Here is a 13,670-nt window from a genome sequence, read left to right as displayed (position 1 = left end):
CCGCAACGGCGAAGCGAAATTAGGTTTGATTTTTCTGAACTTTTTCTGCTAGAATCGCCGTCTGTCTTTTTTCCAACCAGTTCTAGCCATCGAAGGGCCTTGTCTGTAAGGGCTACGGCGTTCTGAGTGCAGCCATGGATCACGTGGCGGTGCGATGGAACCTTCACCGGCGATCGAACCCCGAATTTAGCGTATTAGGAGTGCTCTCATGGCACGCGTATGCCAAGTAACTGGGAAAGCGCCGATGAGCGGCAACAACGTTTCCCACGCCAACAACAAGACGAAGCGTCGCTTCCTGCCGAACCTGCAAAACCGCCGGTTCTGGGTAGAGAGCGAAAACCGCTGGGTGCGCCTGCGCGTCTCGAACGCCGGCCTGCGCCTGATCGACAAGAACGGCATCGATTCCGTGCTCGCTGACCTGCGCGCACGCGGCGAAGCCTAAGCCCAAGGAGCACAATCATGGCAAAAGGCGCCCGCGACAAGATCAAGCTCGAGTCGACCGCTGGTACGGGTCACTTCTACACGACCACGAAGAACAAGCGCAACATGCCGGAAAAGATGGCGATCAAGAAGTTCGATCCCGTCGTCCGCAAGCATGTGGAATACAAAGAAACCAAGATCAAGTAATCTCCGGTTTCTGCCAGCCTGACGGCGACCGAAAAGCCCCGCATCTGCGGGGCTTTTTGTTTTGGCGCGCGCGCTCGCGCCCGACGCGGTATGCTCTCCCCTTTCCGCGGCGACGGCCGACGGAACGCAAGATCAAAAAGCGTAACGATGGAGATGCAGCATGAAATTCGACGTGGCGATCGTCGGCAGCGGCCTGGCAGGGCTGTCGGTCGCACTCAACCTGGCCAGCACGCGACGTGTCGCGTTGATCGCGAAACGTTCGATGATGGAGGGGGCGAGCGATAACGCGCAGGGCGGCATCGCGGCGGTCCTCGACTCGGCGGACAGCATCGAGAACCACGTCGACGACACGCTGGTCGCCGGTGGCGGCTTGTGCGACGAAGGCGCGACGCGCTACATCGTCGAGCACGGCCGCGAAGCGATCGAATGGCTGATCTCGCAAGGCGTGCCGTTCACGAAGGACGACGCGGCCGAACTCGGCTTTCACCTGACGCGCGAAGGTGGCCACAGTCACCGCCGGATCATCCATGCGGCCGATGCGACCGGCCATGCGGTGCTGGCGACGCTGTCGGCGCGCGCGCGCCAGCATCCGAACATCACGTTCTTCGAAAACCACCATGCGATCGACCTGATCACGTCGGACCGGCTCGGCCTGCCCGGCCGCCGCTGTCACGGCCTGTATGCGCTCGACGTCGACAACGACCGGACGATCACGATCGAGGCACCGCATACGGTGCTCGCCACCGGCGGCGCCGGCAAGGTCTATCTGTATACGACGAATCCCGACACCGCGACCGGCGACGGCATCGCGATGGCGTGGCGTGCCGGCTGTCGCGTGTCGAACATGGAATTCATCCAGTTCCACCCGACCTGCCTGTTTCATCCGTACGCGAAGTCGTTCCTGATTTCGGAAGCCGTGCGCGGCGAAGGCGGCCTCCTGAAGCTGCCCGACGGCACGCGCTTCATGCCCGCGCACGATCCGCGCGCCGAACTCGCGCCGCGCGACATCGTCGCACGCGCGATCGACTTCGAGATCAAGAAGCGCGGGATCGACTGCGTGTATCTCGACATCAGCCACCAGCCGGAAGCGTTCCTGCGCGAACATTTTCCGACGATCCATGCGCGCTGCCTCGAATTCGGCATCGACATCGCGAAACAGCCGATCCCCGTCGTGCCGGCCGCGCACTATACGTGCGGCGGCGTCGTCACCGATCTCGCCGGCCGCACCGATCTCGCCGGCCTGTATGCGGTCGGCGAAACGTCGTACACGGGGTTGCACGGCGCGAACCGGCTCGCGAGCAACTCGCTGCTCGAATGCCTCGTGATCGGCCGCGCGGCGGCCGGGGCGATCGAGGCGGCCGGCTTCGACGCCGACGCGCCCGCCGCGCTGCCCGCCTGGGACGAAAGCCGCGTGTCGGATGCGGACGAGGAAGTCGTCGTTGCACACAACTGGGACGAACTGCGCCGCCTGATGTGGAACTACGTCGGCATCGTGCGCACCGACAAGCGCCTCGAGCGCGCGAAGCACCGGCTGTCGCTGCTGCGCGACGAGATCCACGAGTACTACGCGAATTTCCGCGTGACGCGCGATCTGCTCGAACTGCGCAACCTCGTCGACGTGGCGACGCTGATCGTGAAGAGCGCGCACTCGCGCCGCGAAAGCCGCGGGCTGCACTACAGCCGCGACTGGCCGCATACGCTGCCGAAGGCATTGCCGAGCGTGCTCACGCCGCGCGTACGCCGCTGAGCGGCGCGCCGCCCTTCCCCGTCGCGTCCGCAGCAGAAGAAAAAAGCCGTTGGCGTTTGCGCGCCAACGGCTTTTGTCTGATCGAACGACGTTCGATCAGTCGACAATCCGCATCGAATAGTCCGTCGCCCGCACGTCCTTCGTCAGCGCACCGATCGAGATGCGATCGACGCCCGTCTCCGCGAACGTGCGCACCGTATCGAAATTGACGCCGCCCGATACTTCGAGCACGGCCTTGCCATTCGCCACACGCACCGCTTCGCGCATCATGTCGAGCGTGAAGTTGTCGAGCAGCACCGACTGCGCGCCATGCGCGAGCGCCGTGTCGAGCTGCGCGAGCGTCTCGACTTCGACCTGCACGGGCACGCCCGACTCCAGCGCGAACGCCGCATCGAGCGCCTCGCCGACACCGCCAGCCGCCGCGATGTGGTTCTCCTTGATCAGGATGCCGTCGTCCAGCGCGAGACGCTGGTTCTCGCCGCCGCCCACGCGCACGGCGTACTTCTGCGCGAGCCGTAGCCCCGGCAGCGTCTTGCGCGTATCGAGGATCTTCGCGCGCGTGCCTTCGACGCGATCGACGTAACGTCGCGTCGCGGTCGCGACGCCCGACAGCAGTTGCAGGAAGTTCAGCCCGTTGCGCTCGGCGGTCAGCAGCGCGCGCGCCGGCCCTTCGAGTTCGCACACGGTCGAATCTGCCGTCATCCGGTCGCCTTCGCGATAGCGCCATTGCACGACGATCGACGGATCGATCCGGGCGATCACGGCGTCGAACCACGGTACGCCGCACAGCACGGCTTCCTCGCGCACGATGATCCGCGCACGGCGGCGCTCGCCGGCCGGCACGAGCCGCCCGGTCTGGTCGCCGGTGCCGACATCTTCGGCGATCGCATCGGCCACGTTGCGCGCGATCGCTGCGTCGAATGCCGCGCCGTATTGCGCGCGGACGGCTTCGAACAGCGGGGAGACTGCAGTCGCGGCGCCTTCCGCCGGGCCGCCCCCAGGGAAGGCGGCCGCCCCCTCGGGGGGGGCCGAACGAATGTGAGCGTGGGGGCCGTTCATTACGCCGCCCCCACGTTCGCAAACAGTTGCTGGTCGCGCTGCAAGTCGCCGCTCGCCTGCACGCGCTTCTTGTGCGCGGCCGCGAATTCGAGCATCCGGTCGATCGGCAAACGCGCGCGCTCCCCGATCGCGGGATCGACGAAAATCTCGTTGTGGCCGCGTTCGAGCACGTCGGCCAGGTTCGCGAGGCCGTTCATCGCCATCCACGGACAGTGCGCGCAGCTCTTGCAGGTCGCGCTGTTGCCGGCCGTCGGCGCCGCGATGAAGGTCTTGCCGGGCGCCGCAAGCTGCATCTTGTGCAGGATGCCGAGATCGGTGGCGACGATGAAGCGCTTCGCGTCGAACTTGACGGCCGCGTCGATCAGTTGCGTGGTCGAACCGACGACATCGGCCTGCGCCACGACGTTTTCCGGCGACTCGGGATGGACGAGCACCTTCGCGTCCGGATATTCGGCGCGCAGCAGATCGAGCTCGATGCCCTTGAACTCGTCGTGGACAAGGCACGAGCCCTGCCACAGCAGCATGTCCGCGCCGGTCTTCTTCTGGATATAGCTGCCCAGATGGCGGTCGGGCGCCCAGATGATCTTTTCGCCGCGCGCGTGCAGGTCGGCCACGATCTCGAGACCGATCGACGACGTGACCATCCAGTCCGCGCGCGCCTTCACGGCCGCACTGGTGTTCGCGTAGACGACGACGGTACGGTCCGGATGCGCATCGCAGAAGGCCGAGAATTCGTCGACCGGGCAGCCGAGGTCGAGCGAACAGGTCGCGTCGAGATCGGGCATCAGGATCCGTTTGTTCGGGCTCAGGATCTTCGCGGTTTCGCCCATGAAGCGCACGCCGGCGACGACCAGCGTCTGCGCGTCGTGATCGCGGCCGAAGCGAGCCATTTCGAGCGAATCGGCCACGCAGCCGCCGGTTTCGTCGGCCAGTTCCTGCAGTTCGGCATCCACGTAGTAGTGGGCGACCAGCACGGCCTTTTCACGGGCGAGCAACGCCTTGATGCGCGCCTTCAGCGCAACGCGCTCCTCGGCGGACGGCGCCTCGGGCACCTTGGCCCACGCCTGTCCCACGCCGCATACGGTCCCTGCGGCGACGGGCCGGTCGTACTCGACGGGTTTGATCGTCGATTGCATCTCCATATCTCCTGTCGATCAGAGTTAGCGCTTCAGCGCTTACTCTAATCCCATGCTTCGCGGTCGATCAGCGTTAGCGCTTCAGCACTTACTCCGATCCCATGCTTCGCGGTCGATCAGCGTGGGCGCTTCGGCGCCCTGCCCCGATCCCATCCCTTGCACTCGCCCGGGGCGCCCACTCGCCATCTCCCCAAGCCTCATACCCATTCAGGCGCTGCCGATCCGTCAAAAACCGGTGGCCCAAATGAAAAAACCCCGCCAACGCGGGGTTTGTGACGTCCTGAGATTCTAATCGATTTCGAATCAGGCGTAGCGACGCAGGCGCATCGCGAATTCCTGCAGCGCCTTGATGCCGCTTTGTTCTGCACGATGGCACCAATCCTGCAATTGCGCGAGAAGTTGTTCGCGCGACGCGGTCGAACGATCCCAGATCGCGGCGAGATCCTGGCGCAGCTGGAAGTACGTATGCAGCTTCTGGCTGTTCGCGAAGATTTCCGGCAGCAGCTTTTTCTGCGGCTCGTCGAGGCCGTCGGCATCCTTGTGGAACCACTTGCGCGCGCTGCGCATCAACTGATACTTCTCGCTCGAACCGAGCTCCTTCAGGTGCGCGAGCTCCTGGCGGTACGCACGCTTCACGGCCTTGCCGTAGCGCGCCATCACTTCGTAGCGGTTCGACAGCACGGCCTGCAGCGTTTCCTGGTCGAGCACCGTCTTCGGCTTGTTCAGGCGCGGCGTGGGCGCAACCTTCTTGACCTTGGCGAGACCGAATGCCGACATGATCCGGATGTACATCCAGCCGATGTCGAACTCGTACCACTTGTTCGACAGCTTCGCCGACGTCGCGAACGTGTGGTGGTTGTTGTGCAGTTCTTCGCCGCCGATCACGATGCCCCACGGGAACAGGTTCGTGCTCGCGTCGGCCGAGTTGAAGTTGCGATAGCCCCAGAAGTGACCGAAGCCGTTGACGACGCCCGCCGCCCAGAACGGGATCCACACCATCTGCACGGCCCACACGGTCAGGCCGAGCACGCCGAACAGCGCGACGTCGATCACCATCATCATGCTGATGCCGAGGATCGGGTACTTCGAGTAGAGATTGCGCTCGAGCCAGTCGTTCGGCGTGCCGTGGCTGAACTTGCGCATCGTCTCCTCGTTCTTCGCTTCCGCGCGGTACAGCTCGGCGCCCTCGAGGAACACCTTCCAGATGCCGCGCGTCTGCGGGCTGTGCGGATCTTCCTCGGTTTCGCACTTCGCGTGGTGCTTGCGATGAATCGCGGCCCACTGGCCGGTCAGCATCCCGGTCGTCATCCACAGCCAGAAACGGAAGAAATGGCTCGCGATCGGATGCAGCTCCAGCGCGCGGTGCGCCTGGCAGCGGTGCAGGTAGACCGTTACGCCGATGATCGTGACGTGCGTGACGGCGAGCGCGAACAGCGCGACCTGCCACCACGAAAAATGCAGAAGCCCGTGGGAAAGAAAATCGAGCAGGGAATTCAACAAGGCAGTTACCTGTGATGAGAGCGACGCCGGCTCACGCCAGCGTCAGAAAAATGAAAGCATACCGCGTGTAGACCAGAATTTTACTTCAACCGTTCCAAGTCTTTGTAAAAAATGAATATTTTCTTGCCTTGACGCAATCCGCGCGGTCCACGGGCGGACTGGAAAAGGTCTACGATCCGGTTTCGACCGCGGAATCGGTACGATCGACCGCACCCGCCCGCTACGCCGCCGGTGTGCGCGCGTCCAGCGCACCATTGGCAGCCGCCGGATCGCCCCCGGCCGCCATGCCCGGCGCGGGAAAGCCGTCCGGCAGCCCGACCACGCGCACTTCGCGCTGCGGAAACGGAATCGAAATCCCGTGCTCGCTGAACAGCCGCCAGATGTTGCGGTTCACGCTCGAGCGCACGCCCGACGTGCCTTTCGCCGCATCCTCGATCCAGAAGCCGAGCTCCAGGTCGATCCCGTCCGCGCCGAAACTCACGAGATACGGAGTCGGCGCCGGCTCGGCCAGCACGCGCGGCACGTCCTTCGCGGCGTCGGCGAGCAACGTGAGCGCCCGCTCGACGTCGCTCGTGTACGCGACCTGCACCGCGACTTTCGCGTAGCCGCGCGTCAGGTACGACGACTGGTTCTGCACGACGTCGGTGATCAGCTTCTCGTTCGGGATCAGCGTCTCGTTGCCGTCGAGGCCGCGCACGACCGTGTAGCGCGTGCGGATCTGCGTGACGACGCCCTGCAGCCCGCCGACGCTGATCGCATCGCCGAGCCGCAGCGAGCGGTCGAGCAGGATGATGAAGCCCGACACGTAGTTGCTCGCGATCTTCTGCAACCCGAAACCGAGGCCGACGCCCACCGCGCCGCCGAACACGCCGAGCACCGTCACGTCGATGCCGACGAGCGACAGCCCGATCAGGATCGCCGCGAACACGAGCAGCGCGCGGCCGACCCGCGACAGCACGACCTTCAGGTTCGCGTCGAGCGTGCTCGCGCGCGACAGGCGATCCTCGAGCACCGAGCCGAGCCACATCGCGACCATCAGCGTCACGCAGACCCACAGCGCGCCGGAAATCACCGACAGCAGCGTGAGGTGCGCAGTCGCGACCCGGAACTGCACGCTGTCGAGCCAGCCGAGCACGTCGTGCTGGATGCCGAGCACGGTCATCACCATCGCGGCCCACACGACGGTCGACACGATCTTCTCGACGATCGACAGCCATGCGTGCGTGTGGCCGTCGCGCGCGAACACGCGTCGCGCGAAGAAGAACAGCACGTAGATCAGCCCGATGCCGAACAGCGGCACGAGCGCGAGCGACAGCAGCGACGTCGACATGAACGGGTCGAACGCGAGCTGCGCGCCGCCGACGAACACGCTGCCGAACAGCGGAAACAGCGCCCGCTTCAGGCTTTGCGCGCCCGCGCCCGGTGCGCGTCCAGCGGCCCGACGCCGAGCGTCGATCCGGCCGTGCACGAAGCGCGCGGTTACCCACGCGAAACACAGCGCCCCGACGAGGATCGCCGCCTGCCAGATCATCACCGGCTGGTGGAAATCGCGAATCACCGACGCCAGCCGGTGCGACAGCAGGCGACTCTGCAGATTCTCCATCGTCCGTCCGGGCGTCGTTACTGCGCGGCGCGGCGTTCGAGCACCGCGGCGAAGAAGCCGTCAGTCGCGTGACGATGCGGCCACAGCGACAGGTAATCGCCCGTCTCGAGCGCGATGCGCTGGTCGGCCAGCACCTGCTGCGCCGGCACCAGCACGAAGTCGGGATGATCGGCCAGGAACTGTTCGACGATGCGCTCGTTCTCGGCGTCGAGCACGCTGCAGGTCGCGTAGACGAGCCGGCCGCCCTTCTTCACGAGCCGCGCGGCGCTCGCGAGGATCGACGCCTGTTTGGGCGTCAGCTCGTCGATCGCGGTGCGCGTCTGGCGCCACTTCAGGTCCGGATTGCGGCGCAACGTGCCGAGGCCGCTGCACGGCGCGTCGACCAGCACGCGGTCGATCTTGCCCGCGAGCCGCTTGATCTTCGCGTCGTGCTCGCTGTCGATCAGCACCGGGTTCACGTTCGACAGCCCGCTGCGCGCGAGGCGCGGCTTCAGCTTCGCGAGGCGCTTTTCCGAGATGTCGAACGCATACAGGCGCCCGGTCGAGCGCATCATCGCGCCGAGCGCAAGCGTCTTGCCGCCCGCGCCCGCGCAGAAATCGACGACCATCTCGCCGCGCCGCGGCGCGACCAGCGAGCACAGCAGCTGGCTGCCTTCGTCCTGCACCTCGATCGCCCCTTCCTCGAACAGCTTCAGGCGCGTCAGCGCCGGCTTGCCGACCACGCGCACCCCGAACGGCGCGAACGGCGTCGCGCCCGCGTCGATGCCGCTCACGCGCAGCGCTTCGATCACCTGGTCGCGGCTCGCCTTCTGCGCGTTGGCACGCAGGTCGAGCGGCGCCGGGTAGTTCAGCGCGGCGGCGAGTTGCGCGAGCTCGTCGGCGTCGAAACGGGCCGACAGCGCCTGGTGAATCCAGTCGGGCAGATTCGTGCGAATGCGCACGGGCAGGCTCGCCGGATCGATCTTCGACACGTGCTCGAGCCATGCGGACTCGGTGTCGGACAGGAACGGCTTCAGCGCATTGCGACCGACCGTCTGCATCAGGCCGAGCAGCGTGAGGCGTCGCGCGGGCGTGCCCGTGCCGCTCTCGGCCAGATGCGAAAACTCCATCTTCCGGCGCAGCACCGCGAACACGGCCTCGGCGATCACACCGCGCTCGGCATGCCCGAGCTTCGGGTGCGCACGGAAGAACCGGCTCGTCGTCGCGTCGGCGGGGCCGGCGAACTTCAGCACCTCGGCCAGCAAAGTCTCGGTCTGGCCGATCAGGAATCCGTGCAGCTTCATACGCCCTCACTCGTTTCGGTATGCGGTTCATCCGCGAAAATCCAGCGCGCCTCGTCGGGCGCCACCACTGCACGGCCGTTCTCGAGGCGCAACCGGCCGTCGACGAACCAGCGCACCGCGCGCGGATACAGCACGTGCTCGACCGCCAGCACGCGCCGCGCGAGTGCCGCTGCGTCGTCGCCGGCGCGCACGGGCACCGCGCCCTGCGCGACGATCGCGCCGCTGTCGAGCTCGGGAATGACGAAATGCACGCTCGCGCCATGCAGAGCGACGCCGGCATCCAGCGCCTGCTGGTGCGTGTGGATGCCCTTGAAGCTCGGCAGCAGTGACGGATGGATATTCAGCAGCCGGCCCTCGTAACGTCTGACGAAAGCGGGCGTGAGGATGCGCATGAAGCCGGCGAGGACGACGAGATCGGGCGAGAAACGATCGATCTCCGCGGCGAGCGCCGCGTCGAAGCTGTCGCGGCCGTCGAACGACCGGTGGTCGACCACCGCCGTCGCCACCCCGTGCGACGCGGCAAAAGCCAGGCCGGCCGCGTCGGGCCGGTTGGCGATCACGGCGGCGACCTCGGCCGGCCAGCGTTCCTGCGCGCACGCGCGGACGATGGCCTCCATGTTGCTGCCGCGACCGGAAATCAGGATCACGAGTTTTTTCATCCGCGAATTTTACCATTCGCCCTCGCGTTTCCCGCCTTCTCGGCCGCCGGCCCGCCCGAACGTTTATAATCTTCTGCTTTGCGGCATCCCACCGCCCATTCCCCGACGCTGCATCCGCTATCGTGAAAGTCTTCCGCGGCCTGCCCAACGCCGAGAGCCGCGCCCCGTGCGCGCTGACGATCGGCAACTTCGACGGTGTCCATCGCGGCCACCAGGCCTTGCTCGCGCGCGTGCGCGCGGCAGCGGACGCGCGCGGCCTGCCCGTGTGCGTGATGACGTTCGAGCCGCACCCGCGCGAATTCTTCAACCCGGCCGGCGCGCCGCCGCGCATCGCGATGCTGCGCGACAAGCTCGAGGCGCTGCGCGACCACGGGGTCGACCGCGTCGTCGTCGAGCACTTCAATCACACCTTCGCGAGCCAGTCGCCGCAGGCGTTCGTCGAGCGCACACTGGTGAACGGGCTGCACACGCGCTGGATGATGGTCGGCGACGATTTCTGCTACGGCGCGAAACGCGCGGGCACCTTCGACACGCTGAAGGCAGCCGGCGAGCAGTACGGCTTCGAAGTCGAGCAGATGGGCACGGTCGCCGGCAGCGACGGCACGCGCATTTCCAGCTCCGGTGTGCGCGCGGCGCTCACCGCCGGCGATCTCGACGCGGCCGCGCAGGCGCTCGGCCACGGCTACTTGATCAGCGGCCACGTCGCGCACGGGCTGAAGCTCGGCCGCGATCTCGGCTTTCCGACGCTAAACCTGCCGATCGCGCACAAGCGGCCGGCGCTCAAGGGCATCTTCGTCGTGCAGGTGCACGGCCTCGGCCCCACCCCGCTGCCGGGCGTCGCGAGCCTCGGGCTGCGCCCGACGGTCGACGATTCCGGCCGCACGCTGCTCGAAGTCCATCTGCTCGACTGGCACGGCGACGCATACGGCAAACTGATCCGCGTCGAATTTCTGAAGAAGCTGCGCGACGAGGCGAAGTTCGACGATCTCGAGGCGCTGTCGCGGGCGATCGCGCTCGACGTCGCGAATGCGCGCGCGTACTTCGCCGAGCGCGACCGTGCGCCGGGCAGCCGCGCGACCGGCTTCGCGACGTCGGCCACCGACCGAATTAGCTGATCCGGCCGGCGGCGCACCGCGCCGCACCCTCGCGCCGCCGACGCGCGCGCATCCCCGATTCACGACGCACGAGCGTCCCCCGATTTAGATAGCGATCCCATCATGAGCAACAAGAAAGCCGATTCGAAACCGCAGGCCAAGTATCCGGTCAACCTGCTCGACACGCCGTTCCCGATGCGCGGCGACCTGCCCAAGCGCGAGCCGCAGTGGGTCAAGGAGTGGGAAGAGCGCGGTATCTACGACAAGATCCGCGCGGCCAGCAAGGGCCGGCCGAAGTTCATCCTGCACGACGGCCCGCCGTATGCGAACGGCGACATCCACCTCGGCCACGCGGTCAACAAGATCCTGAAGGACATCGTCGTCAAGTCGCGCAACATGGCCGGCTTCGACGCACCGTACGTGCCGGGCTGGGATTGCCACGGGATGCCGATCGAGATCCAGATCGAGAAGCAGTTCGGCAAGTCGCTGCCGGCGGCCGAAGTGATGAGCAAGGCGCGCGCGTACGCGACCGAGCAGATCGAGAAGCAGAAGGTCGGCTTCAAGCGCCTGGGCGTGCTCGGCGACTGGGCCAACCCGTACAAGACGATGAACTTCGTGAACGAGGCGGAAGAAATTCGCGCGCTCGGCAAGATCATCGAGAAGGGCTACGTGTACCGCGGGCTGAAGCCGGTCAACTGGTGCTTCGACTGCGGCTCGGCGCTCGCGGAAGCGGAAGTCGAGTACAAGGACCGCACCGATCCGACGATCGACGTGATGTTCCCGTTCGCGGAACCCGAAAAGACCGCGCAGGCGTTCGGCCTGGCGGCGCTGCCGCGCGCCGAGGGCGGCATCGTGATCTGGACGACCACGCCGTGGACGATTCCCGCCAACCAGGCGCTGAACCTCCATCCGGAAATCGTCTACGCGCTGGTCGACACCGAGCGCGGGCTGCTGATCATCGCGGAAGAGCGCGTCGAAGCCTGCATGACCGACTTCAAGCTGACCGGCCGCGTCGTCGCGACCGCGCCCGGCGTGAAGCTCGCGAACCTGCGCTTCCACCACCCGCTCGCGTCGGCCCACCCCGGCTACAAGCGCACCGCGCCCGTCTACCTCGGCGACTACGTGACGACCGACACCGGTACCGGCGTCGTGCACTCGTCGCCCGCGTACGGTATCGAGGACTTCATGTCGTGCAAAGCGCACGGAATGACCGATTCCGACTTCATCAACCCGGTGATGGGCGACGGCCGCTATATCGAATCGCTGCCGCTGTTCGGCGGCCTGTCGATCTGGGATGCGAACCCGAAGATCGTCGACGCGTTGAACGCGGCGGGCTCCCTGCTGCGCAGCGAGAAGTACACGCACAGCTACATGCACTGCTGGCGCCACAAGACGCCGATCATCTACCGCGCGACGTCGCAGTGGTTCGCCGGCATGGACGTGAAGCCGCACGACGGCGGCAAGACGCTGCGCGAAACCGCGCTCGAAGGCGTCGACGCGACCGCGTTCTACCCGTCCTGGGGCAAGCAGCGTCTGTTCAGCATGATCGCGAACCGTCCGGACTGGACGCTGTCGCGCCAGCGCCAGTGGGGCGTGCCGATGGCGTTCTTCGTGCACAAGGAAACCGGCGAGCTGCACCCGCGCACGCTCGAGCTGCTCGAGGAAGTCGCGAAGCGCGTCGAGCAATCGGGCATCGAGGCGTGGCAGTCGCTCGACCCGCGCGAGATGATCGGCGACGATGCGAACCTGTACGAAAAAAACCGCGACACGCTCGACGTGTGGTTCGACTCGGGCACGACGCACTGGCACGTGCTGCGCGGCTCGCACAAGGATCAGCTGCAGTTCCCGGCCGACCTGTACCTCGAAGGCTCGGACCAGCATCGCGGCTGGTTCCATTCGTCGCTGCTCACGGCATCGATGCTCGACGGCCGCGCGCCGTACAAGGGCCTGCTCACGCACGGCTTCACCGTCGACGGCGAAGGCCGCAAGATGAGCAAGTCGCTCGGCAACGGCATCGACCCGCACGAAGTCGCGAACCGCCTCGGCGCGGAAATCATCCGCCTGTGGATCGCGTCGACCGACTACTCGGGCGAGCTCGCGATTTCCGAGGAAATCCTGAAGCGCGTGACCGAAGGCTATCGCCGCATCCGCAACACGCTGCGCTTCCTGCTCGCGAACCTGTCGGATTTCGACTTCGCGCAGCACGCGGTGCCGGTCGACGAATGGCTCGAGATCGACCGCTATGCGGTCGCGTTCTCGCAGCAATTGCAGACGGAACTGCTCGGCCACTACGAGAAGTACGAATTCCACCCGGTCGTCGCGAAGCTGCAGACGTACTGTTCGGAAGACCTCGGCGGCTTCTACCTCGACGTGCTGAAGGATCGCCTGTACACGAGCGCCGCCGATTCGCGCGCGCGCCGCTCCGCGCAGACCGCGCTGTACCACCTGACGCATGGCCTCTTGCGCGTGCTCGCGCCGTTCCTGTCGTTCACGGCCGAAGAAGCGTGGAAGGTATTCCAGCCTGCCAGCGACACGATCTTCACGGAAACCTACTATGCGTATCCGGAAGTCGCCGGCTCGGCCGCGCTGATCGAGAAGTGGGCGCTGCTGCGCGACGTGCGCGGCAACGTGACCAAGGCGCTCGAGGAAGCGCGCACCGCGAACCGCATCGGTTCGTCGCTGCAGGCCGAAGTGGCCGTGCACGCGAGCGGCGCGCGCTACGACGCGCTCACGAGCCTCGGCGACGACCTGAAGTTCGTGCTGATCACGTCGGCCGCGACGGTCGTCAAGGTCGACGACGAAGCGCAGGAAAGCGTCGACGTGGCCGCGTCGAAGTACCAGAAGTGCGAGCGCTGCTGGCACTACCGCGAAGACGTCGGCGCGCACGCCGAGCATCCGACGCTGTGCGGCCGCTGCTTCTCGAACCTGTTTGAAAACGGCGAAATCCGGAGCGCTGCTTAAA

11 protein-coding genes are annotated in these 13,670 nt (G+C 66.2%); 5 read left to right on the top strand and 6 right to left on the bottom strand.

What is annotated here, in order from left to right; genetic code table 11:
• The first annotated feature begins 208 nt into the window (after positions 1 to 208).
• The 3 genes from rpmB to nadB all read left to right on the top strand — a co-directional run bounded on the left by rpmB (position 209) and on the right by nadB (position 2,374).
• Positions 209 to 442: a 50S ribosomal protein L28 gene (gene rpmB / locus WT24_RS26105; RefSeq protein WP_004186391.1), complete on the top strand. Its 234-nt coding sequence runs from the start codon at positions 209 to 211 to the stop codon at positions 440 to 442.
• A gap of 17 nt (positions 443 to 459) precedes the next feature.
• Positions 460 to 627, top strand: coding sequence for a 50S ribosomal protein L33 (gene rpmG, locus WT24_RS26100; RefSeq protein WP_006478046.1), 168 nt, complete (start codon positions 460 to 462; stop codon positions 625 to 627).
• A gap of 160 nt (positions 628 to 787) precedes the next feature.
• Entirely contained in the window at positions 788 to 2,374 is a 1,587-nt protein-coding gene (gene nadB, locus WT24_RS26095) for an L-aspartate oxidase (protein WP_059504730.1), read from the top strand.
• Positions 2,375 to 2,470: 96 nt separating this feature from the next.
• Here nadB and nadC read toward each other — a convergent pair whose 3' ends face one another.
• The 6 genes from nadC to purN all read right to left on the bottom strand — a co-directional run bounded on the left by nadC (position 2,471) and on the right by purN (position 9,614).
• The gene (gene nadC / locus WT24_RS26090; RefSeq protein ID WP_082742293.1) at positions 2,471 to 3,433 is read right to left on the bottom strand and encodes a carboxylating nicotinate-nucleotide diphosphorylase; all 963 of its coding nucleotides are present in this window, start codon (positions 3,431 to 3,433) and stop codon (positions 2,471 to 2,473) included.
• Positions 3,433 to 4,569, bottom strand: coding sequence for a quinolinate synthase NadA (gene nadA, locus WT24_RS26085; RefSeq protein WP_059795979.1), 1,137 nt, complete (start codon positions 4,567 to 4,569; stop codon positions 3,433 to 3,435). The genes nadC and nadA overlap by 1 nt, the downstream gene beginning before the upstream one ends.
• A gap of 303 nt (positions 4,570 to 4,872) precedes the next feature.
• Positions 4,873 to 6,069 (bottom strand): acyl-CoA desaturase, encoded by a 1,197-nt coding sequence (locus WT24_RS26080; RefSeq protein ID WP_059504729.1) that lies wholly within the window; start codon positions 6,067 to 6,069, stop codon positions 4,873 to 4,875.
• A 220-nt stretch (positions 6,070 to 6,289) separates the two neighbouring features.
• Positions 6,290 to 7,672: a mechanosensitive ion channel family protein gene (locus WT24_RS26075; RefSeq protein ID WP_060036262.1), complete on the bottom strand. Its 1,383-nt coding sequence runs from the start codon at positions 7,670 to 7,672 to the stop codon at positions 6,290 to 6,292.
• A 17-nt stretch (positions 7,673 to 7,689) separates the two neighbouring features.
• Positions 7,690 to 8,955: an RsmB/NOP family class I SAM-dependent RNA methyltransferase gene (locus tag WT24_RS26070; RefSeq protein ID WP_059504725.1), complete on the bottom strand. Its 1,266-nt coding sequence runs from the start codon at positions 8,953 to 8,955 to the stop codon at positions 7,690 to 7,692.
• Positions 8,952 to 9,614, bottom strand: a complete 663-nt coding sequence (purN, locus tag WT24_RS26065; RefSeq protein WP_034208183.1) for a phosphoribosylglycinamide formyltransferase — start codon at positions 9,612 to 9,614, stop codon at positions 8,952 to 8,954. Before purN ends, WT24_RS26070 begins: the two co-directional genes overlap by 4 nt.
• A 122-nt stretch (positions 9,615 to 9,736) precedes the next feature.
• Between purN and WT24_RS26060 the strand changes: the two genes are divergently transcribed.
• Positions 9,737 to 10,729 carry a bifunctional riboflavin kinase/FAD synthetase gene (locus tag WT24_RS26060; RefSeq protein WP_059504721.1) on the top strand — a complete coding sequence of 331 codons (993 nt, stop codon included), beginning with the start codon at positions 9,737 to 9,739 and terminating at the stop codon, positions 10,727 to 10,729.
• Positions 10,730 to 10,831: 102 nt separating this feature from the next.
• A complete protein-coding gene (gene ileS / locus WT24_RS26055) occupies positions 10,832 to 13,669 on the top strand; it encodes an isoleucine--tRNA ligase (protein ID WP_060036261.1) in 2,838 nt (945 codons plus the stop codon).
• Position 13,670: the final 1 nt, after the last annotated feature.

Source organism: Burkholderia sp. MSMB1078WGS (assembly GCF_001528895.1).
Lineage (GTDB): Bacteria > Pseudomonadota > Gammaproteobacteria > Burkholderiales > Burkholderiaceae > Burkholderia.
Note: the sequence above shows the minus strand (reverse complement) of the source record. Positions and strands in the feature narration are given on the sequence as shown.